Below are 21,430 nucleotides of genomic sequence, written 5' to 3' on the forward strand. Positions count from 1 at the left end.
CGTTACCCCTCCTCCTGCTGCGGGGGCTCCCCGCCTTCGCCCGCCGCCTCCTCCGGGGCCGGCTGCCCCTCTTCCGCAAAGAGCGACGCCTGCACGTCCCGCTCGCCCTCCTCGGCGGCAGCCCCGGTGGGCACGATCAGCCCGGCCTCCGAGGTGTCGATCTCCACCGGCGGCAGGTCGCTCAGCTCCTTCAACCCGAAGTACCTCAGAAACTCGGGGGTGGTGCCGTAGAGAATCGGCCGGCCCGGAGCGTCCTTGCGCCCCTGGTCGGCGATCAGCCGCCGCTCCAGCAGCGTCTCCAGGGCGCTGTCCACCTTCACGCCGCGCACGCTCTCGATCTCGGCCTTGGTGATGGGCTGCCGGTACGCGATGATGGCCAGGGTCTCCAGGGCGGCGTGGGAGAGCCCCCGCGACCGTGGCTGGAGCAGCCGCTCCACGTACTCGGCGGCCTCGGGCCGGGTGGTCAGCACGTAGCCCCCGGCCAGTTCCCGGATGGCCAGCCCGCGGTGAGGCGCCTCGTAGTCCTTCTGCAGGTCGGCCATGAGCAGGGCGGCGTCCTTCTCGTCGAGTCCGATCACTTCGGCGATGCGTTTGATCGTCAGCGGCTCCGGCGAAGCCAGGAGCAGCGCCTCCAGGATCATCTTGCCATGGTTCCAGATCATCCGTCCTCGTGGCCTCCCTCGGCCTCATGGTGCGGCGGGTCCGCCTGCAGAACCAGGATCTCCCCGAAGCAGCTCCCTCTGCACCACCCTGACGTGCCGCTGGCGCATGAGTTCCAGCAGCGCCAGAAACGTAACGACCACCTCCAGGCGGCTGCAGCCGCCGGAGAAGAGGTCGTGGAAACGGACCCCTCCGGGTGAGCGGGCCACGCGAAAGCGGATCTCCCTGATCTTCTCACGCAGCGGGATCTCCGCCCGGGGCACCTCGCGCCAGTTCCACTCTTCCTTCAGGACCTCCTGAAAGGCCCTGACCAGGTCGGCGAGGTCGATCCCCTCCAGCGGGGGCGGACCCCCGGGCTCCTCCACGAAGAGGCCGCGCGTGTAGACCCGGAACATCTCCCGCTCCCGCTCGCGCAGCATCTCGGCGGCCTCCTTGAAGCGGCTGTAGGCCACCAGCTGCCGCACCAGGGCCTCGCGCGGATCCTCCTCCTCCGCCTCCGGCCCCTCCTCGTCCACCTCCGGGCGGGGCGGCCTGGGCAGCAGCATGCGCGACTTGATGCGCAGGAGCGTCGCGGCCATCACCAGGAACTCGCTGGCCCGGTCAAGATCCAGGTCTGCCAGGTCCTGAATCGCGGCCAGGTACTGCTCCGTGATCCGGGCGATGGGGATGTCGTAGATGTTCATCTCTTCCCGGCGGATCAGGTGCAGGAGCAGGTCGAGGGGGCCCTCAAAGTTGGCCAGGTGAACCACGTAAGGCTCTGACCCTGTGGATCGATCCACACCCGTTCCCCCTCTCTCCCGGCGCCGCGGGCCCGGTTTCGTACAACCTCTTTATATTACATGCATTTTAGCATCCCTGGCAATGTCACAGCAGCTGCAGCACCGGCGAGGCCACCCAGATGACCGCGCCGAAGATGGCGTTGTAGATCGGCGACAGGTCGACGAGACCCGTCACGAACAGGAAGATGAGGATCATGGGGCCGAACCGGTAGAGGGTGTGGACGAGCTCATGCGACCCGGCCGGAAAGGCGTACACCAGCACCCGGAAGCCGTCCAGCGGCGGGATGGGCAGCAGGTTGAAGCCCACCAGGAACACGTTGATGGTCACCACGGCGTAGAGGGTCTGGCTCAGCACCGGGTGATGCCAGCCCAGCCGCCCGGTCTCCGCCAGGGCGAAGAGCACGACGAACACGAGCGCCAGGAGGAAGTTCATGGCCACGCCGGCCAGGGAGACCGCGATGTCTCCCAGCACCCGCGGGCGCAGCCGGGCGGTGTTCACCATCACCGGCCTGGCCCAGCCAAAGCCGCCCAGCAGGAGCAGCAGGGTGCCGACAGGATCCAGGTGGGCCAGCGGATTCAGTGTGAGACGGCCCTGCAGGCGCGGCGTGTCGTCGCCGAACCAGGTGGCGACCAGCGCGTGGCCGAACTCGTGGAACGCGAAACCCATCACGACACCGGGGATGAACATCACAATCTGCTGCAAGCTGGGCAGTGCCAAGGGATTCACTCCTCCTGTTGCGCTGCGTGGCGGCGGGCCAGATCTAGCTGCGCCGCCCTGTCAAGAGCCTGCCCCGAGAGCCGGGCCGCGAGCACCCGCTCCAGGATCCGGCCGACTCGCGGGCCCGGGGCGACCCCCAGGGCCTGCACGTCGGCGCCGGTGATGGCGAGCCGGATGTGCCGCCACTCATGCCAGAAGGCCGACACCCGGTCGCCGCCGCCCAGCAGGTGCAGCAGCAGCAGCCCCTCGGGCGGCCAGTCGCGCAGCCGGGCGACGATGGCCGCCGGGTCGGGCCTGGGGGCCGTCACCAGGTCGTGGGCGATGCGCCACCCCGCGAGCACCTGCAGGCAGCACTGGGACTCCGCCCGCCTGAGGCGCAGCCGTTTCACCAGGGCGGCGCCCCGGTTCAGCGGCAGCCGGTGTATGAGCACCAGCAGCTTCGCCAGCCAGAGCTTGCTCTGCGCGGCGATGTCCGGCTCCTCCTCCGGGAGCGAATCGGCCGCATCCAGCAGGGAGAGCAGCTCTGGCGTCAGGTCCACCCCCGGCAGGATCGCGTCCAGCCCGCCCAGGTCGGCCAGCATCTGCAGGGCGCCGCCGCAGCCGGGCTCCTGCAGCATCAGCAGCAGCTCGTTGCGCAGCCGCTCCCGGCTCACCCGGCCAAGGAAGCCCTCCGCGATGGCGCGGCGCGCGCAGACCTCGGTCTCGGGCTCCAGCCGGAAGCCGTACCGGTGGGCGAACCGCACCGCCCGCAGCAGCCGGGTCGGGTCCTCCACGAAGCTGAGCGTGTGCAGGATGCGCACCTGCCCCGCCGCCAGGTCCTTCAGTCCGCCGAAGAAGTCGATCAGCCCCGAGGGGCCGGCCGAGCCCAGGCGGATCGCCAGGGCGTTGATCGAGAAGTCCCGGCGGTACAGATCCTCGTGCAGGTCGGCGTGCTCCACCCGGGGCAGGGCCGCCGCGTGCTCGTAGAACTCCCGCCGGGCGGTGGCCACGTCGATGCGGGAGGGCAGGTCGGGCTCGTCGGGCTCCAGGTAGATGTGGGCGGTGCCGAAGCGGGGCACCTCCTTCACGCGCCCGCCCAGCTCCCGGGCCAGGCTGTGGGCAAAGGCGATGCCGTCGCCCTCCACCACGATGTCGAAGTCCAGGTTCGGCCTGCCCAGCAGCAGGTCCCGCACGAAGCCGCCCACGGCGTAGACCGCCACCCCTTCCTGCTCGGCCACCCGGCCCGCGGTGCGCAGCAGCGCGCGGATCCCCGCGGGTGCGGACTCCACCGCCTCCAGGGCCAGCTGTACGGCCGGGTCCCGCAGGTCCTTCGGCGCATCGGGCGCCGCGTACAGCCTGCGGTGCCAGCGCGGCGCCGGGGCGCCGTAGATGAGGCCCAGGATGTCCGACCGGGTGATGATGCCCACCAGGTTGCCGTCGGCCACCACCGGCACCCGGCCGATGTCCCGCTCGATCATCAGCTCCTGCACCTCATCGATGGGCGTCTCGGGGTGGACGGCGATCACGCGCGCCTTCATCACGGACTTGACCGGCGCATGCTCCAGCCCGTGGCGGCGGGCCTTCTCCACATCGCGCAGCGACACGACCCCCACCACCTGCCCCCGGTCGTCCACCACCGGCAGCCCCGTGTGCCCGTGGCGCAGCATGAGCCGCTCGGCATCGCGGATCGGCTTGCCGGCCAGGATGGTCTTCACGGGGGCCGACATCACATCCCGCGCCATCAGCGGCCGCTCGACGCCGGCTGGCAGCGCCTCCTCCAGCTGCGCGGCCACCTCCGCCACCGGCAGCCCCTTCACCACCGCCGAGGCCGCCGCGGCGTGGCCGCCCCCGCCGAACTGGCTCAGCACACGCGCCGCATCCACCCAGGGCACCGACGAGCGGCCAACCAGGTGCACCCGGTCCTGCATGCGCACCGCGGCGAAGAGCGCCGGCACCGGCTCCAGCTCCATGAGCCGGTGCACCACCAGGTTGAGGCCTCCCACGTACTCGGGCACCTCCGCCGCCAGCAGGCGGATGCGCGCCCCCCGCACATTCACCCAGCGGCCCCGGTTCTGCAGCTGCTGCAGCAGGGTCTGCTGCACCGGCGAGAGCGAGACCTCCATGAAGCGGGCGGCGGCCTGCAGGCTCGCGCCCCGGGAGAGCAGGAAGCCCGCCGCACGGGCATCGCGGTCGGTGGTGCCCAGCAGGCTCAGCGACCCGGTGTCGGCGTAGATGCCCACCAGCAGGGCGGTGGCCTGGAAGGGGGTCAGCGGCGCCCCGGCCTCCTCGATCAGCTCGGCGATCAGGGTGCAGGTCGCCCCCACCGGCGCACGCACCTCCAGCCGCCCCTGCAGGTCGTCGGCCTCGGGCGGGTGGTGGTCGTACAGGTGCAGCTCGACCGAGGGCAGGAGGGTCCGCAGCGGGCCGAGCCGGGCGGCGTCGGCGGTATCCACCACGATCGCGCGCTGCACCTGCGTCAGGTCGACCTCCTTCACCCGGTAGACCCGCAGGTTGTACCGGTGCAGCGAGATGAACTCGGCGGCCATCGGGTTGGCCGTGCCGGGCAGCACGATCTGGGCCTTGGGGTACAGCACCTGGGCCCCGATGGCGGCGCCGATGGCGTCGAGGTCGGTGTTGGTATGCGGAACGATGATCTGCATGGCAGTTCGTGGTCTCCCGAAGGCGCGCCCCGAAGGGCGCTAGATCTCGATCGTCAACTATTCTGCTACAGGGGTCACAAACCCTGCACATCCTGTCGCGCGGCCTTGCGCTCGGGACGAGCTTGCGTTATAATGGGCACGCACTGGGCGGTTAGCTCAGCGGGAGAGCACTTGCTTCACACGCAAGGGGTCACTGGTTCGATCCCAGTACCGCCCACCAGATGGCTGACAGCGGCCCAGACGGGCCGCTGTCTCGTTGTACGCGCATGGACTGCAGACAGGGGGTCAGCACCGGATGACGCAGACGAAAAAGGCGGGCCCGCTTGTGGGCATCATCATGGGCAGCCGCTCGGACCTGGAGACCATGCAGGAGGCCGCAGCCGTACTCGATGAACTGGGCGTTCCCTACGAGATGAAGGTCGTCTCGGCGCACCGCACGCCGGACGCCATGTTCGCCTACGCGGAGTCCGCGGCGGCGCGGGGCCTGAAGGTGATCATCGCCGGCGCCGGTGGCGCCGCGCACCTGCCCGGCATGACCGCTTCCAAGACGATCCTGCCGGTGATCGGCGTGCCCGTGAAGAGCTCCACCCTGAATGGCCTCGACTCGCTGCTCTCCATCGTGCAGATGCCCGGGGGCGTGCCGGTGGCCACGATGGCCATCGGCAAGGCGGGCGCCAGAAACGCCGGCCTCCTGGCGGCGCAGATCCTCGCCCTGCAGTCGCCCGAGCTGCAGGCCACGCTGGAGGAGTACCGGTCCTACATGCGGCAGATGGTGGAGGAGAGCCAGCCATGATCCTGCCCGGCGAGGTGATCGGCATCGTCGGCGGCGGGCAGCTGGCCCGCATGTCCGCCCTGGCCGCGCGGGCGATGGGCTACCGGGTGGCCGTGGCCGATCCGGACCCCGACTGCCCCGCGGCCCCGGTGGCCGACCACGTGGTCGTCGGGGCGCTGAACGACCCCGAGGCCCTGGCGCCGCTGGCGGACGTGGCCAGGGTCATCACCTACGAGTTCGAGAACATCGACGCGCGGATGCTGGAGCGATTGGCTGCCAGCCGGCCGGTCCACCCCTGGGTCGAGATCCTGCGCGCCTGCCAGAACCGCATCTACGAGAAGCAGGCCCTGGAGCGGCTGGGCATCCCGGTCGCGCCCTGGCGGCCGGTAGAGGCGGCGGAGGAGTTCCCGGCCGCGCTGGAGGCCGTGGGCCTGCCGGCCGTGCTGAAGACCGCCACCATGGGCTACGACGGCAAGGGCCAGGCGGTCATCCGCACGCTTGAGGAGGCGGACCGGGCCCTTCAGGCCCTGGCCGGCCGCCCGCTGGTGCTGGAGCGGCTCATTCCCTTCGCCTGCGAGCTCTCCGTGGTGGTGGCCCGCAGCGAGTCGGGGCAGGTGGCGGCCTTCCCTGTCGCCGAGAACATCCACGAGCTGAACATCCTGGCGTACTCCATCGTGCCGGCCCGGGTCGATGCGGCGACGCAGACCGCCGCCCGGGACCTGGCGGTGCGCATCGCGGAGGGGCTGGGGCTGGTGGGACTGCTGGGGGTGGAGATGTTCTGCCTGCCCGACGGCAGCCTGCTGGTGAACGAGCTGGCCCCCCGCCCCCACAACTCGGGGCACTACACGCAGGACGCGTGCGCGACGTCCCAGTTCGAGCAGCACATCCGGGCCGTCTGCGATCTGCCGCTGGGCGCCGTGGACCTCCTCAGCCCCGTCTGCATGGTGAACGTGATGGGCGAGGACTTCCCGCTGAACGTGGGCAGGGCCCTCGCCGACCCGCACGTGAAGCTGCACCTCTACGGCAAGCGGGAGGCCCGGCCGCACCGGAAGATGGGCCACATGAACGTGCTGGGCGCGAACGCCGAGGAGGCGCTGGAGCGGGCCCGGGCGGCCAAGGCGGCCATTCGTGGGCAGCGTTAGGCAGACTCGCCAACGCCCAACCAATATGGGGGCCCACCAATACGGCAGGAGACTTCTCCTCCCCCGTGAATTACAGTACCCGTAGAAGATTTGCGCTCGAGCATACGGCTCGATTCGCCGTACGCTCGACGGGCTGTGGGAATGGCACGGGGGAGGAGTTCGCATTTCTCGGGTAGCCCACACCAGGCTTGTTGCCATGCTGGCGCTGATCGTCATCCTTGCCGGTATCATCGCCATTTTCGCGGCGGCTCACTTTCACCCGCTGGTGGTTGTCGGCCTGCCCGTCCTGTTGCTGATCCTGCGCCGGATCCAGCGGCAGGCCCTGCGGCAGTTCTTCCAGGGACGCCCGTTGCTGGATGCGGGAGAGCCGGAAGCTGCGCTGGAACGGTTCCAGCGCCTCAGGGATCGCCTGCACGAACAACCCCGGCTCCGGCGCTGGTTCATGCTGGTCTCGGTGTACACCCCGAGTGCGGATGGATGCGGTCACGCAGAGGGCACAGTCCATCGCGGCCCGCATCGACGGGCGCGGCGACGCCACAGACTGACCGACAGCAGGGGCGGTGCATGGTCTGCACCGCCCCTGCTGCGCGCATAGGGAACTCGCCCACTGGTGGGCGACGATCTTGTTCTTACTCGTACCGCAGCGCCTCGATCGGATCCATGCGCGCGGCCTTCACCGCCGGGTAGACGCCGAAGATCAGCCCCACGGCCGCGGAGAAGCCCAGGGCCAGCGTGATCGCGTAGAGGTCGATGCTCAGCGGCGCATCGAGGAAGTTGGCAGCCACCGTGACCGGCCCCGCCGCCAGCAGGATGCCGATGGCGCCGCCGATCAGGCAGAGCGTGAGGGCCTCCACCAGGAACTGCATGAGGATGTCGCTGCGCCGGGCGCCGATCGCCTTGCGCAGCCCGATCTCGCGGGTGCGCTCGGTCACCGAGACCATCATGATGTTCATGATGCCCACGCCGCCCACGACCAGCGAGATGCCGGCGATGGCCGCCATCACGCCGGTCACGATCGAGATCACCTGGTTGAACTCGCCCATGAAGTCAGTCCAGATGTGGGCCTGGTAACCCGTGCCCGGGTACAGGCGCTCCATCACCCGCACCGCGAGGTCCTTGACCTCCACCGGGTCGTAGCCGTCGTGCACCCGCACGGTGAGGTGGTCGTAGCTGTTCTGGCCCGTGACGCGGGTGATGTAGCTGCGGGGGATGTAGAAATCGCCGCCCTGGCCGCCCAGGAGCTGCGACAGCATGCCCGTATTGGGCGCGATCACGCCGATCACCTGGAAGGGGTAGCCGTTGATCATCAGCTCGATCCCCAGCGGGTCGACGCCCTCGCCGAGCAGGTACGTCAGACGGTTGGCCGCGACCACCGCCACCCGGTCGCCGCGGATGATCTCCTCCTCGGTGAACCAGCGGCCCGAGGAGAGCTCGATGTTCATCAGGGACGCCGTGTCGGTGCCCGCGCCCCGCAGCCAGTCCCACGCGGTCTCCCGGTGGAACTTGATGGTCGCGCCCATGCCGACCTGCGGGTCGATGACGTCGATCTCCGGCAGGGCCTCCTTCAGGAGCCTGATATCCTCCTCGGTGAACATGCGCAGCCTGGCCGTCGGCTGGCCCTCGGGCGACCACTCGGGCATGGCCATGAGCTGGAAGACGCCGCCGTTCAGGGCGTCGAGTTCGGCGGCCACCGCCTTCTGAGTGCCCCGCCCGATGGCGATGATGGCGATCACCGAACCGACGCCAATGATCAGGCCCAGCATCGTCAGAGCCGAGCGCAGCTTGTTCGCCCAGAGCGCGGAGAGCGCAACGCTGAAGGTCTCCAGCAGGTTCATCGCACCCCGCCCCCCGTCAGGAGGCCGAGCGGCACCACCCGAACCCGCCCGGGCATCGGCCCACCCCCCGGCCTCATCCCCGGTCCCATGCCGGGATCCATCCAGGGACTCACCTCAATGCGCACCTGGTCGCCGTCCTGGAGCGTCTCAATCAGCCCGAACGGGGAGGTGATGATCATCTCACCCTCCTCCAGCCCCGAGATCACTTCGACCTCGCGGTTGGTGACCAGTCCGGTCTGGATGGGCCGCAGCTCCACGGTGTAGTCGTTCACCACCAGGACGAAGGCCTGGCCGGCTTCCTCCTTCACGGCCAGCAGCGGCACCACGATCACGTCCTCGCGCTGGGCGGTCTGAATGCGCATCTCCACCTGCATGCCGCTCTTCAGGCGGCCATCGGCGTTCTGCACCTCACCCCGGACCTCGAAGGTCACGGAGTCGCCCATGTAGTACGGGCCGCCGTAGTAGTCGTTGCTCTGCGCCGTCTGCTGGCTGATGCTCGTGACCACGCCCTCAAAGTGAGCCAGCGGCAGAAGCGCCGAGGTGACCATGATGGTCTGCCCGGGCTCCAGGCTGTCCAGATCCACGGCCTCCACCTGGCCGACCAGCTCCATGCGCTCCATGTCGCCCACCCGCAGGAGCGGGGCGCCCTGCTGCACCGGGTCGCCGTCCTTCACGCTGACGCTCAGCACCGTTCCCGGGGCCGTGGCGACGATGCGGGTCGACTCCAGATTGGCGCGCAGCTTGTCCAGCGTGGCCTGCGCGGCCTCCACACGGGCCTCGGCCAGCTCGACCTGGCCCATGTCCGGGCCGCGGCGCAGGGCCTCCTCGGCCTCCCGCACGGCCACCTCCGCCAGGCTCACCTGAATCTCCGCCAGCCTGATCCGGGTGTCCTGATCCGCCTCGCCCTCACCGGCCGCCAGCAGGGCATCCAGCTCCGCCTCAGCCTCGGCCAGCTTCTCGGCGGTCTCTTGCGCGGTCTGCTGGCTCTTCCTCACGGCCTCCCGGTACGCCTCGTCCGCGGCGCGGTACCGCTGGGCCGCCTCGACGTCGCCGGGGTTGGCCATGTAGGCCGCCTCGGCGGCCATCAGGCTCTGGCGGGCCTCCTCCACCGGCTGCTGCGCGGCCGCCGCCTGGTTCCGGAGCTGGGCGATCTGGTCGCGCAGCTGCTTCACCGCGGTGCTCTCGCCGCCGCCTCCCCCGGCCTTCACCCGCGCCAGGTTGGTCTGCGCCTCAATCAGCTGACGGCGGGCTTCCTGCAGGTTGCGCTCCAGCTGAAGCGGCGCGCTCTCCATCTGGCGCAGCAGCTCCTCGAGGTCCCGCTGCGCCTGCAGGAGATCGCGCTCCTTCGCCTTGACCTCCTCCTGCAGCTCCGTCGCGTCCAGTTCGGCCAGCACCTGGCCCTCCTCCACCTGGTCGCCGGCCTCCACCAGGACCGTCACCCGCGGGCTGGCCAGCGGGGCCTTGTACTCCTGCAGGTTGCCGGCCAGCACCTGGCCGGGGGAGAAGACCTCCTGCACCAGCATGCGCCGGCTCACGGGCTCCACCTGCACGACGGGTGCGCCCTCCGGCCCTTCGGCCATCACCGTAACGGAGGAATCCCGGCCGAAAAAGCGCTGGTAGCCGAACCAGCCGCCACCCAGCACCGCAAGCACGATCATGATCGCAATTACCTTCCGCCTCAATCTGGTTCACCTCATTATGCGGGCCTATCATTCCTTAGACAGGTGATGCTCGCCGTTTGGTTCCACCTTCCTGGAAAAAACGCGGGGGCAAAGCGGAAGGAGCGTCTACTCCGCCCGGCGGGGCTGCAGGCGCGGCGGCAGCACGTCACAGCCCGCCATGTCGGCGAACGTCTCCCGGCGCACCACCAGATCCGCCCGGCCGTCGCGCACAAAGACCACCGGCGGCGTGGGGAAACGGTTGTAACGGGACGCCATGCTGTAGTTGTAGGCCCCGGTGGCGAAGACGGCCAGCAGGTCACCCGGGGCCACGTCCGACGCCACGGCGACGTCGGTGAGCAGCACGTCGCCGGACTCGCAGTACCGGCCGACAACGGTGACGATCCGCCCCCGCTCGCTGTCCAGCTTATTGGCGACGGCGCACTCGTAGCGGGCCTGGTAGAGCGCCGGCCGGATGTTGTCGCCCATGCCGCCGTCCACAGAAAGGTAGGTGCGCACGCCGGGAATCTCCTTGATCGTGCCCACGGTGTAGAGCGTGGTCCCCGCCTCGGCGACGATGGAGCGGCCGGGCTCCACGATCAGCCTCGGCAGCGGCAGGCCGTGCGCGGCGGCCCCGCTGCGCACGGCGTCGGCCAGGCAGGCGATCAGCTCCGCCGGTCGCGCCGGCGCGTCGCCCTCCACGTACCGGACCCCGAGCCCGCCGCCCAGGCTCAGCTCAGAAGCCGTGAAGCCCGTCTGGTCCCGGACCTCCGCGGCGAAGGCCAGCATCCGCTCCGCCGCGAGGCGGTAGCCGGTCAGGTCGAAGATCTGGGAGCCGATGTGGCAGTGGAAGCCGGTCAGTTCAACGTTGGGCATCCCGAGGGCCGCCTGTGCGGCCGCCAGGGCCAGGCCCCCCGCGATGGGAATGCCAAACTTGGAGTCCAGCTGGCCGGTGCTGATGTACTCGTGCGTGTGGGCCTCGACGCCGGGCGTGACCCTCAGCAGGGCCCGCGCGGCCTCCCCCCGCTCGCCGGCGAGCCGGTTCAGGAGCTGCAGCTCCTGGGTCGAGTCGACCACGAACCGGCCGACCCCGGCCTCCAGCGCCAGCCGGATCTCGTCGGCGGTCTTGTTGTTGCCGTGGAAGTACACACGCTCCATGGGGAACCCGGCCTGCAGCGCGGTGGCGATCTCGCCGCCGGAGACGACGTCCAGCGACAGCCCCTCCTGCGCCACGAGTCCGGCCATGGCCGTGCAGAGAAAAGCCTTCGAGGCGTACGCCACGTCGAAGTCGGGGTAGTGCTGCCGGAAGCTCTCCACATAGGCGCGGCAGTTCCGGCGGATCAGTTCCTCGTCCATGATGTACAGCGGCGTGCCGAATTCCCTCGCCAGGTCCGCCACGTCAACGCCGCCGATGGTCAGGCGCCCCTGCGCGTTGCGGGACGCAGTGCCGTACAGGTGCATCGTGCATAACTCCCTCCGGGGATGTCGGCCGGTCAAGAGCACCGCCTCATAAATATTACCCACAATAGCATCCCGCTTCGTCAACTGTCAACGCCGCCGGGGTGCGCGGGCCTGTCAAGCCAAAGTGGGTACGTCTCACTTCCAAAAGTGTTCTGTATAAATCTGGTTCTTGAACGGACGCTGACTACCGTTCTCGTTTTTTACCTGGTCACCAGACCCGCAAACCCCCTGAACGTCTTGGAGTATCCTCCGCTGTTGTTGCGACCGGCGTTCAGGATCGGCATGCGTGCATGCCGGGCAGCATCGACTCCCCGGCCTACGGTCTCACGAACCCGATGGCGCACTTTCTCCGCAGCCGCGTTCACAGATTCAAGCCCCAACGCACGCTCAACGTACTGTACGGCCCCCCGTAAAGCGCCGCGATAATATGCTGCCATCACCTGCAGCATTGCCATCAGGCCACTTTCCGACCAGCTCCGCCCCACCTTCCGCAGCCGTGCCGAATACCGCTCCACCGCCCCTTCCGCGGCGCCCACGCCGCGTAACCCCTCAACGTTGACGCCCCGCTCTTGCAGCCGAATACGGTAATCTCGAATTGACTCCGGCATCGTCCTGAGGTCGGCCAGCAGCCGGCGCATCTTCCCACGACGATCCGTGTCGGTCTCGGCTTTATGCGCTTCATCCAGCACCGCCAGCAACCGTCCAGCATCGTTTGCTTCAAGTGCAGCGTGTGCCTGCTCTAAGCGCTGGGGCCGGTGGCGCAGCACATGGTTTAACTCCCGCTTCAGGTGGAACCGATCGATCTGGTACAGCGCCTTGGGAAACCACGTCACGCCCTCCCGGATCCACAACGCCCGGTCCCCGTTGATGATCACCCAGGTCTCGCTTAGGTCGTACTCGCTCTCCAGAAGCTCGCTCAACTGCTCCCAGCTATCCCTGCCCGGTTCGGGCACGAAATCGCGCCGGTTCACCAGGCTGTACTCCTTACTACCTGGGCCTCGCTGGATCCAACCCTCATGAATCACAAACAGCCGGACTTCTGCCTTCTTGCCACGCTGACGAGCTGGCCAGAACCCGTCTGCCTCGATGAACAAGACCCGCACACGTCGGGTACCGGCCAACGTCATCTGCTGCTGTTTTTCCGCCGCTGCAAGCGCCCTTCCGGTCTGCAGGTTCCACTGCCGAATCGCTTCATGGCTGACAAACACCTGGCAATCCCGCCGCTCCAGCTCTGCCGCAGCACCCCGGTACGATCCAGCTGTCACAGACGCTTCAACCGCATCTGCCCTTACCGAGTCACTCACCCGCTGCCGTTTCGCTATTCCCAACACCTCATCCAGCAGGAACACGAAACGCTCTTCCTCGCGGTCCCAGTAGTAGCGGCGCTGGAACGTGATCGGCCCGAACTTGGTGACGACGCTTCGGGACCGCATTTCCTTGTACACATACCGACTCGGGTCTCGGCTCTCGTACAGCGCCGTGTCAATCGCAGAGAGCGCCTCGACCAAAGCCTCGCGGAAGCAGTCGAGTGTCTGTTGCCAAGCCAAACGTTCAATCTCCTGAAAGGAGAAATCCACCGCAGCACGAATTTGCTCCATGACGAGAGATGACCCTCCTCGTGTTGGTATTGGCCAATCTCAACACTTTGGAAGGGCACATCTCTCGTCCTGCTATTTCAGGAGAAAAAATGTGTTGTACCCACGAAAACTTTACTCACACGGGGTGCGCAGACCGGCACCTGCGGCGCGGGGCACCGAAAAGCCCGGGCGCTGTCGGCGCGTCCGGGCTCAGGAACGCTCCAGTATTTCCATGATCGCCCTGGTGGTGATCTCGCATCCCGCCTCCAGGTCGTCTGCCCCCTCCATCTTGCCGGGGTCGCCCACCCCCACGATGAGCGGCACCGACAGCCGGTTCAGCACGTCTACCGTGTCGCCCCGCAGGCGCCCCCGCTTGCGCGGCTGCCCGTCCTTGTCCACCGGGCCCTCGCGCACGCGCCCGCCGCGGTCGACGGAGAGGGCCACCTCGACGCCTTGCGCCCGCCGGGTGTTGGAAGCCACCGCCACGGCCCCGAGCACCCGGATGTCCGGATGCCGGCAGATGTAGGCGAGGGCCTCCTCACCGGGACCCGTGCCGGGGTTGCCCTTGTCGTCGACCATCACCAGGACCGGGTCATGCACCGCCTGTTTGATCAGTTCCACCAGTTCCGGACCGCTCAGCGGCGTGGGGTTCCCGGCGGATGCCGAGATGCAGCGGAGCCCCAGCCGCCGCGCCGCCTCCTCGGCCACGCGCCGCGCCGCGTGGTCGCCGTCGGTCAGGAGAATGACGCGAATGGGCGGTTTCAGACAAATCTCCCCCGGGCGCCCGCGTCCGCAAGATGCGCCGGGGGCCTCGGGCGGCTGACCCGCCAGCCGAGCCGTGGGCGGAGCCGCTGCCTTTCGGCCCCCGGACCCCTAGCATCCCACGCTGCACAGCCGTGCTATGCGAAGCTCCCCCCGGGCCGTGCGGCGCCGTCGACCAGTGTGGCCCCGGCCGGAGGGGGCTTCGGGTGCGACGCGTACCAGTACCAGGTGCTGGCGGCCGCCGCGGCGAGCAGCAACGCCCCCAGCGCGATTCCCCACCACAGCCGCTTCTCGCGGTAGGCCAAGCGCATGTTCCTGCCACCTCGGCTACTACGATTCCCCGCCGGCCCCCGGCTCTACACATCAGTTGGCGGCCGTCACGTGCTTCCGGATCCGCTCCAGGGCGCGACGCTCAAGGCGCGACACCTGAACCTGGCTGCAACCCAGGATCGAGGCCACCTCCGTCTGCGTCTTGTCGCGGAAGAACCGGAGCAGGATCACCGTGCGCTCCCGGTCGTCCAGCTGGTTCAGCCCCTCCCGCAGGGCCACGCGGTCCAGCCACAGCCCCTCCCGCTGGCCGTCCTCCGCGGCCAGCTGGTCCAGAAGGTAGATCGGGTCGCCGTCGCCCTCGTGCACCGTCTGGTGGATGGAGGCCGGCGGCCTCACGCCGTCCAGCGCCTCAACCACCTCCTCGGGCGAGACGCCCAGTTCCTCCGCCACCTCGGCCACCGTGGGATCGCGCTCCATCTCTGCGGCCAGCCGCTCGCGGACTCGCCGGGCCTGCTGGGCCAGCTGCTTCAGGCTGCGGCTCACGCGCATCGGACCGTCATCGCGCAGGTGGCGCCGTATCTCGCCCATGATGAGCGGCACGGCGTAAGTGCTGAAACGCACGTCGTAACTCAGGTCGAACCGGTCGATGGCCTTCAGGAGGCCGATGCAGCCGATCTGGAACAGGTCCTCGGGATCGGCGCCGGAGGCGCTGAAGCGGGCGACCAGCGACCGCACCAGCCGGAGGTTTCCTTCCACCAGCCGGTCCCGCGCTGCCTTGTCGCCTGCCCGGGCCAGGGCGACCAGCCGCCTGACCTCGTCGTCAGGCCAGCCGCGCTCCTCCAGGGTGCTCTCACGCGCCATGGCCCGCTCAACTGCCCTTCAGCGAGGCGACGTCCTTTGCCGCTGGCCGCTTCCGCATGCTCACCCGGGTCCCCTGCCCGACCTGCGACGTCACCTCCACTTGGTCCATGTGGGCCTCCATGAAGGAGAAGCCCAGCCCCATCCGCTCCGGATCGGTGGTCACCGCGGCCTGCATGGCCAGGGCGACGTCCTCGATGCCCCTGCCGTGATCGATCACCACGATCGTCAGCTCGCCGTCCTCCAGCGCCGCCTCCATGCGGACCATCTGCCGGCTGTCGCCCCGGTACCCGTGAACGATGGCGTTGGTCACGGCTTCGGACACCGCCAGCTTCACCTCGTCGACCTCCGCGACGGTGAACTCGGCCTGGGCGGCCACCATTGCGGCCATGAGCCGGGCGACGCCGACGTTCTCGGGGATGGCGGCCAGCTCAACGATGACCCGGTTCTCTGCGACCATCACGCTGCCCCCTCTCCTGCACGGCGCTCCGCCTAGCCCGCGGAGAGCGCCTCCTGTTCGGAACGGAACTCCTCCATGGTGTGGAAGACGCCGGAGAGCTCCAGCGCCGAACGCACCTGCGGCGGCACACCGATCACGCCCACCCGGCCGCCTTCCCGGCTGATCCGCCGGTACCGCCCGAACAGCGAGCCGAGGAAGGCGCTGTCCACAAAGGTGACGCGCGCCAGGTTGACGTACAGGTGGCGGACGGGGCACCGGTCCATCAGCTCCTCCACCGCTTCCTTGAACCGGGCGGCCGCCACGAGGTCCAGTTCGCCGGAGAGCCGCACGATCAGGCTCTGCCCTACCAGCTCGTACTCCATCGATGACATGGCCGGCCACGCTCCTTCCTGCTCTGCGCGGCCCGCCGCGGCCGCGCGTGATTCAGGCAATTTCTTCCCTTGGTCTGCCATTTCCTGCCGGGCATGGCATCTTTCGGTCGACAACATTCGACCAAATGCGCGCGAGAAGCCCGCCGGCTGCCGGCGCCGGCGGGCCTGCCGCAAGATGTTCAGTCGAAGCTGAAGATGCCGCGCACCGTATGCACGACGGACTGCCACAGGTTCGCCTTCCCCACCGCCTCGGGCGCGACCAGCTCGATGCGGCCGACCTCCTGCCCCTCCAGCGTGGCCACGATCTCGCCCACGACCTGGCCCTTCTCCAGGGGCGCCGCGACCTGCCTGGGCAGCCGCACCTCCCATTTCACCTTGTCCTGAGATCCCTTGGGCACGCTCACCCCGAAGGCAGCGCGCGGGACCGGCTCGATCGCCGGCACGGCCCCCCGGGCCACGCGCACCGGGCCGAACTTCTTGCCGGCCGGGGCGATCTCCACGGCCGTGTAGTTGGCAAAGCCGTAGTCCAGGAGCCGGGCGACCTCGATGTTGCGGGTCTTGGCGCTCTCCGCCCCCATGACCACGGCGATCATCCGGGTATTGTTCTGCACCGCCGTGGCCGCGAGGCAGTAGCCGGCTGCCTGCGTCCAGCCGGTCTTCAGCCCGTCTGCACCCTTGTACCAGGTGAGCAGCTTGTTGTTGTTCCACAGCTGGAACTTGGGCCCGTTCTTGCGCCACGGCACGTTCAGCTCGGCGCCGTAGATGGCGGTGAGCTTGACCAGCTCCGGGTAGTTGAGCACGGCGTGGCGGCTCATCAGGGCGATGTCGTAGGCGGTGCTGAGGTGCCCCTCCGCCGAGAGCCCGGTGGGGTTCACGAAGTGGGTGTCGTTCATGCCCAGTTCCCTGGCCTTGGCGTTCATCAGGGCCACAAAGGCCTCCACCGAGCCGGCCACGTGCTCCGCCACTGCAACCGCCGCGTCGTTGGCCGAGCCCACCGCCACCGAGAGCAGCAGCTCCTCCAGGCTGAAGGTCTCGCCCACGTCGGCGAAGATGGTGGTGCCCGGCTGCCGCTTGGCCTCCTCCGAGATGGTCACCGGGTCCTTCAGGTTCACCTTGCCCTCGCGCAGGGCGTCGTAGGCGATGATCAGGGTCATGATCTTGGTGACGCTGGCCGGGTTGCGCCGCTCGCGGGCGTTCTTCTGATAGATCACGCGGCCGCTCAGCGGCTCCATCAGCACCGCGGAGGGCGACGTAATCTTCACAGGGTCCTCGCGGCCGGCCTCCTGGTCTGCGGCGGCCTCCACCGCCTCATCCAGGTCGCCCGCGGGCCGGCCCCCCAGCACACTGTCGCCGTCCTCGACGTCGGGCACCGGCGGCCACCGCTCCGTGCCCAGCGCGATGGGCGAAAGCGCCGAAAGTGCGATGACGACGCACAGCAGGGCCGCCCAGCGGCGCATGCGCGTTCTCCACATGGGTCATGCCTCCTCGCAGAGTCTCTGGTGCTAGTCTGCCCGCGGGACATGCACACTTGCGCGCACGGCCGCAAACCCGGCGGCGGAGCCGAACCCAGCGCAGGGCGGCTGACGTCGGAACTATAGTAGCAACGAAAGTCACCAAACTTGGAATCGGAGTGAGGACGACGGTGGCAGCGCAGCCCGCGATCAAGCTGGAAAACCTGACGAAGGCCTACGAAAACCACCTCGCCGTGCAGGACCTGAACATCTGCGTCCAGCCCGGCGAGATCTTCGGATTTCTCGGCGCCAACGGCGCCGGCAAGACGACCACCATGAAGATGATGGTGGGCCTTCTGCCGCCCACGTCCGGGCGAGTCATCATTCAGGGGCACGACTTGTGGCAGAACCCGGAACCCGCCAAGCGGACCATCGGGTACGTGCCCGACACGCCGATCCTCCACGAACTCCTGACCGCCCGGGAGTTCCTCTGGTTCATGGCCGACCTCTACGGGCTGAGCCGCAGCGAGGGCAGGGCCCGCGCGGAGGAGCTGCTGGAGCTGATGGACCTCACGCCCCACGGGGACCGGCTGATCCGCGACTTCTCGCTGGGGATGAAGCGCAAGATGGCCATCGCCACGGCCCTCCTGCACCGCCCCCAGGTGCTGCTGCTGGACGAGGTGACCAACGGCCTCGACGCGCGCGCCGCCCGCGAGGTGAAGGACCTCATCAAGGCCTGGGCCCGGGAGGGCGTGGCCGTGGTGCTCACCACCCACATCCTCTCGATCGCCGAGGAGCTGTCCGACCGCATCGGGCTGATTCACCGCGGCCGGCTGATCGCAGAGGGCACCGCGGCCGAGCTGGCCGAGCAGGCCGGGATTCCCGGCGCCAACCTGGAGGAGAGCTTCCTGGCGCTCACCGGGGACCCGCTGCCCGCAGAAGTGACGGAGGGTGAGCTGCAGTGAACGGCATCGTCTCCCTCTCGCTGGCCGTCGCCCGCTCCGGCTGGCAGGCCAGCTGGAACCGCCTGTTCCGCTTCTCCCGGATGAAGGCCGGGCTGATCTGGCTTGCGCTCCAGGGCTTCATGGTCTTCGTCATCGCGCGCCGGGCGCCCGCGGTGGCGCCGGACTCGGCAGAGGCAGGGCTCTTCGGGGCCCTCACCCTGATGGGCGCGCAGATGGCCTGGTTCGGCCTCATGAACGGCTTCTCCCGCGGGCAGATGCAGCTCTACCAGGGCCTGCTGGTCCCGCTGTTTCAGATCACCCCCGCCCGGCCGCTGGCCTTCCTGCTGGGCCGGGTGATCGAGGCGGTGCCGGCGCGCGCGTGGACGACGCTGCTCTGGGCCTGGGCCTACTCGGCCATCATCCCGCCGCCCGGGCGGTGGCCGGCCCTTGCCCTGCTCTGGCTCACGGGCCTCGCCGCGGGGATGCTGGCCCACCTGGCCGGGCTCCTGCTCCTCACCTTCTGGGGCCGGTATCATCCCCAGACCATGCGCCACGGCAACACCATCTTCGGCGTGCTCACCATCGCCATGATGACCGCGGCGATCATCTACCTCAGCTCAGGCGGCACCGCCACCGAGCTGGCCCTGGTCATGCGTGAGTCCCGCCGGTCGGTGCTGACGACCATGGCGGCAGTCGCCGGTCTGCCCGGCCTGTTGCTGGCCCTGGCCCTGCTGGTCCGCCCGCGGTGGGTGGAGAGCCACTACCGGGACGGGCTCTACCGGGTGCTGGAACTGGGCGAGCAGGACACGGTGCGCTCCGGCCGCTCCTACTGGCTGCCGCTGGGCGACGGCGTGATGCGGGCGGTGCTCTCCCGGGAGTGGCTGCAGCTGGCCCGCTCCAGGATGGCCCGCACGCAGCTGCTCATCTTCATCGCCGGGGTCGTGGGCGTCTGGTTCGCCGGCCGGGGCGCCGCCGACCAGCCGATGGCCGGGCTCGTGGGCTCCATCGGCGGCCTTTCCCTCCTCGCCTGGTTCAACGCCTTCGGCCATTGGGTGGCAAAGGTCTTCCAGCAAGAGCGGGTGACCATCGCCCTCTACCGGCTGGCGGCGGTGCCCACCGCGAAGCTTGTGGCGGCCAAGTTCACCTCGCTGCTGGTGCCATCGCTCCTGCTGGTGGCCATTGCGGTGGCTGTGGGCAGCCTGGCCGCCGCACTACCGTCCTCCACGGCGCTGGTCCTGCTGCTCTGGACGGAACTGGGGCTGCTGGCCGGCCTGATGGGCGGCTTCGGCGCCGCGGCCGCGACGGCCGACCAGGAGCCGGAAGAGCCCGAAGCCGCCGGCGCCCCCCGGGTGGAGCAGGGGGGCTCGGCGGCCGTGCAGTCGAGCGCGTGGTTCTCGCTGGCCCGGACCCTGGGTCTCACCGTCTCCACCGCCCTGCCGCTCTGGGCGGCCGCCGGCCGGCCCTGGGTGCCCCTGCCGGCGCCGGTCGCCTGGGCGGTGGCCCTGGGGCTTCCGCTGGCGCTATTTCTGGGCGGCGTCGGCTGGTTGCTCCGCACCTGGCGCCGCTGAGACGGCGGTCGCCTCGGTGAAGGGCGCCGCCACCAGCCGGTCGGCCAGGATGATGTAGAGCTGATGACGCCCGAGCCTGATGCCCCGCACCTCCCCTTCCACCTGCCAGGTGCGTTCTGCACCGGTCAGGTGGTTTTTCGCGGTGACCGTCTGCCCCGCCGCCGTGAACGCCGTGACCCCGTCGTCCCAGATGGCAATATCGGCACTTTCCAGGGGTATGCTGAAGTGCTCACCCCGGTAGTCGCCGGAGGCCCGCAACAGCTGGGCGGCAAGCCGCCCTTCCCGGCGCTCAACGACGGCGAAGAACCCCGCCCCGGGGCTCCAGGTGAGGAAGACCGGCTCGGCGTCTTCCGGCACCTGGTAGAACGTGTAGGCCGAGCCGCCGCGATTGGGGTAGGCCACAAGACCCCGCTCCCGATCCACGTGGAGGTAGTCCCCGGACCCTGCGCTCCAGGGCTGCGTGAGCCAGGCCGGGAAGACGACCTCGCTGCCGGGGGCGAAGATCTGCTTCGCCGGGAAGCGCTCCCACCGGCCGGAGTCCGGGCGCAGGGCCAGCCCCTCCGGTTCGCCCTCCGGATCGGCCAGGACCAGCACCGTGCCCGGCGGGTAGCTGCTGCCGGAGGCAGCGTGCCACTCCTGCAGCGCCCAGTACGGGAAGCGGACCGGGGCATCCGACGGCGCTTCGAAGACCTGGTGGACGACCGGCCCCCCGGGCCGCACCAGGTGCATCCGGTTGCCGTCGCTGATGAACGCCAGCTGGTCTTCCGCCGGATGCCAGACCAGGTCGTACCCCGCGGCGTCGTACCGCTCGTGCGCGCTGCCGTCCACGGCCCACCAGCCCACACCGCCGCCGGCGAGGCGCGCTGCGACGTACCGCCCGCTGGGCGAGGGCAGGGCGTCCAGGAGCGTCCAGCCGTCCGGCGCCGGCAGGTTCCGGGCCTCGCCGAAGTCCAGCTCCGTCGTGCGGGCGAAGGCCTGGTACCCTGGGAGCGACGTATCGATCCTCTCCCCGCCGGTGACCAGAATGTCGTAAGCCACGGCCGCCCGGTAGGCGCGGTCAGCCCTCGCCGTGCGGGCAACGCACTGCCACAGCTCGTCGGATGGCAGCCCCTGCAGCAGATCCTGCACGGCCGGACCCAGTCCCGCCAGCCCGAACCGCTGCAGGCAGTCCAGCATGGTCAGCTCCCCGCGCGCAGCCTCCTCTGCTGCCGCGGGCGCACTCTCGCCGCCTGTGTCGCCCTTGCCCGGGCCGGCTTGGCCGTCGCTGTCGCCTGCAGGGCCGTCGCCGTCGCCTGCAGGACCGTTGCCCTCGCCTGCAGGACCGTTGCCGAAGTCTGCAGGGCGGTTGCCGTCCCCCGCGGGGTCGCTCCCGTCCACGTGGCCTGCCGTCGGCACGCCGCCGTCCGGCGCACCGGGCCGTGCGGTGCAGCCGGCCAGCGCCGCGGCCAGCAGACAGACGAGGGTCCACCTCAGAGCCCGTGTTGATCTCAATCTCGGCACCTCCG

Annotated in this window: 20 protein-coding genes and 1 tRNA gene; 6 read left to right on the plus strand and 15 right to left on the minus strand. The window is 69.4% G+C overall.

Translation table 11 applies throughout. From position 1 onward, the window contains the following. Window positions 1-2: 2 nt before the first annotated feature. The 4 genes from scpB to ACZ45O_RS05465 form a co-directional block, all read right to left on the minus strand. Window positions 3-662: an SMC-Scp complex subunit ScpB gene (gene scpB / locus ACZ45O_RS05450; RefSeq protein ID WP_464856325.1), complete on the minus strand. Its 660-nt coding sequence runs from the start codon at window positions 660-662 to the stop codon at window positions 3-5. Between the two features lie 24 nt (window positions 663-686). Continuing rightward, window positions 687-1,439, minus strand: a complete 753-nt coding sequence (locus ACZ45O_RS05455) for a segregation and condensation protein A (protein WP_464856327.1) — start codon at window positions 1,437-1,439, stop codon at window positions 687-689. Between the two features lie 85 nt (window positions 1,440-1,524). Beyond that, a complete protein-coding gene (locus ACZ45O_RS05460) occupies window positions 1,525-2,142 on the minus strand; it encodes a site-2 protease family protein (RefSeq protein ID WP_464856329.1) in 618 nt (205 codons plus the stop codon). Window positions 2,143-2,162: 20 nt separating this feature from the next. Further along, a complete protein-coding gene (locus ACZ45O_RS05465; RefSeq protein WP_464856331.1) occupies window positions 2,163-4,796 on the minus strand; it encodes a CBS domain-containing protein in 2,634 nt (877 codons plus the stop codon). A 145-nt stretch (window positions 4,797-4,941) separates the two neighbouring features. Here ACZ45O_RS05465 and ACZ45O_RS05470 point away from each other — a divergent pair. The 4 genes from ACZ45O_RS05470 to ACZ45O_RS05485 all read left to right on the plus strand — a co-directional run bounded on the left by ACZ45O_RS05470 (window position 4,942) and on the right by ACZ45O_RS05485 (window position 7,305). Then, a tRNA-Val gene (locus ACZ45O_RS05470) sits at window positions 4,942-5,016 on the plus strand. A 75-nt stretch (window positions 5,017-5,091) separates the two neighbouring features. Continuing rightward, the gene (purE, locus tag ACZ45O_RS05475; protein WP_464856333.1) at window positions 5,092-5,589 is read left to right on the plus strand and encodes a 5-(carboxyamino)imidazole ribonucleotide mutase; all 498 of its coding nucleotides are present in this window, start codon (window positions 5,092-5,094) and stop codon (window positions 5,587-5,589) included. Further along, complete coding sequence (locus ACZ45O_RS05480) at window positions 5,586-6,710, plus strand: 5-(carboxyamino)imidazole ribonucleotide synthase (protein WP_464856335.1); 1,125 nt, start codon at window positions 5,586-5,588, stop codon at window positions 6,708-6,710. The genes purE and ACZ45O_RS05480 overlap by 4 nt, the downstream gene beginning before the upstream one ends. 196 nt (window positions 6,711-6,906) lie before the next feature. After that, on the plus strand, window positions 6,907-7,305 hold the full coding sequence (locus tag ACZ45O_RS05485; RefSeq protein ID WP_464856337.1) for a hypothetical protein: 399 nt from the start codon (window positions 6,907-6,909) through the stop codon (window positions 7,303-7,305). Window positions 7,306-7,339: 34 nt separating this feature from the next. Here ACZ45O_RS05485 and ACZ45O_RS05490 read toward each other — a convergent pair whose 3' ends face one another. The 10 genes from ACZ45O_RS05490 to ACZ45O_RS05535 form a co-directional block, all read right to left on the minus strand. Further along, window positions 7,340-8,545, minus strand: coding sequence for an ABC transporter permease (locus tag ACZ45O_RS05490; RefSeq protein ID WP_464856339.1), 1,206 nt, complete (start codon window positions 8,543-8,545; stop codon window positions 7,340-7,342). Further along, window positions 8,542-10,227, minus strand: coding sequence for an efflux RND transporter periplasmic adaptor subunit (locus ACZ45O_RS05495; RefSeq protein WP_464856341.1), 1,686 nt, complete (start codon window positions 10,225-10,227; stop codon window positions 8,542-8,544). Before ACZ45O_RS05495 ends, ACZ45O_RS05490 begins: the two co-directional genes overlap by 4 nt. Window positions 10,228-10,332: 105 nt before the next feature. Next, a complete protein-coding gene (lysA, locus tag ACZ45O_RS05500) occupies window positions 10,333-11,664 on the minus strand; it encodes a diaminopimelate decarboxylase (protein WP_464856343.1) in 1,332 nt (443 codons plus the stop codon). Window positions 11,665-11,864: 200 nt separating this feature from the next. Beyond that, a complete protein-coding gene (locus ACZ45O_RS05505; RefSeq protein ID WP_011195728.1) occupies window positions 11,865-13,262 on the minus strand; it encodes an ISLre2-like element ISSyth3 family transposase in 1,398 nt (465 codons plus the stop codon). A gap of 189 nt (window positions 13,263-13,451) precedes the next feature. Beyond that, the gene (locus ACZ45O_RS05510; RefSeq protein ID WP_464856345.1) at window positions 13,452-13,949 is read right to left on the minus strand and encodes a stage V sporulation protein AE; all 498 of its coding nucleotides are present in this window, start codon (window positions 13,947-13,949) and stop codon (window positions 13,452-13,454) included. A gap of 191 nt (window positions 13,950-14,140) precedes the next feature. Continuing rightward, window positions 14,141-14,314, minus strand: coding sequence for a hypothetical protein (locus ACZ45O_RS05515; protein ID WP_464856347.1), 174 nt, complete (start codon window positions 14,312-14,314; stop codon window positions 14,141-14,143). A gap of 52 nt (window positions 14,315-14,366) precedes the next feature. Continuing rightward, window positions 14,367-15,134: an RNA polymerase sporulation sigma factor SigF gene (gene sigF, locus ACZ45O_RS05520; protein ID WP_464856349.1), complete on the minus strand. Its 768-nt coding sequence runs from the start codon at window positions 15,132-15,134 to the stop codon at window positions 14,367-14,369. Between the two features lie 7 nt (window positions 15,135-15,141). After that, window positions 15,142-15,591 carry an anti-sigma F factor gene (gene spoIIAB, locus ACZ45O_RS05525; protein WP_464856351.1) on the minus strand — a complete coding sequence of 150 codons (450 nt, stop codon included), beginning with the start codon at window positions 15,589-15,591 and terminating at the stop codon, window positions 15,142-15,144. 32 nt (window positions 15,592-15,623) lie between these two features. Then, entirely contained in the window at window positions 15,624-15,962 is a 339-nt protein-coding gene (spoIIAA, locus tag ACZ45O_RS05530; protein ID WP_464856353.1) for an anti-sigma F factor antagonist, read from the minus strand. Between the two features lie 179 nt (window positions 15,963-16,141). After that, on the minus strand, window positions 16,142-17,434 hold the full coding sequence (locus ACZ45O_RS05535) for a D-alanyl-D-alanine carboxypeptidase family protein (protein WP_464856355.1): 1,293 nt from the start codon (window positions 17,432-17,434) through the stop codon (window positions 16,142-16,144). 170 nt (window positions 17,435-17,604) lie between these two features. On the opposite strand from ACZ45O_RS05535, the gene ACZ45O_RS05540 reads away from it, so the two are divergent. Both ACZ45O_RS05540 and ACZ45O_RS05545 read left to right on the plus strand, forming a co-directional pair. Beyond that, window positions 17,605-18,378 carry an ABC transporter ATP-binding protein gene (locus ACZ45O_RS05540; RefSeq protein WP_464856357.1) on the plus strand — a complete coding sequence of 258 codons (774 nt, stop codon included), beginning with the start codon at window positions 17,605-17,607 and terminating at the stop codon, window positions 18,376-18,378. Next, on the plus strand, window positions 18,375-19,925 hold the full coding sequence (locus ACZ45O_RS05545; protein ID WP_464856359.1) for a hypothetical protein: 1,551 nt from the start codon (window positions 18,375-18,377) through the stop codon (window positions 19,923-19,925). The genes ACZ45O_RS05540 and ACZ45O_RS05545 overlap by 4 nt, the downstream gene beginning before the upstream one ends. Here ACZ45O_RS05545 and ACZ45O_RS05550 read toward each other — a convergent pair. Then, complete coding sequence (locus ACZ45O_RS05550; RefSeq protein WP_464856361.1) at window positions 19,878-21,416, minus strand: hypothetical protein; 1,539 nt, start codon at window positions 21,414-21,416, stop codon at window positions 19,878-19,880. The genes ACZ45O_RS05545 and ACZ45O_RS05550 overlap by 48 nt on opposite strands. Between the last annotated feature and the right edge of the window lie 14 nt (window positions 21,417-21,430).

It is taken from the genome of Symbiobacterium turbinis (assembly GCF_055383075.1).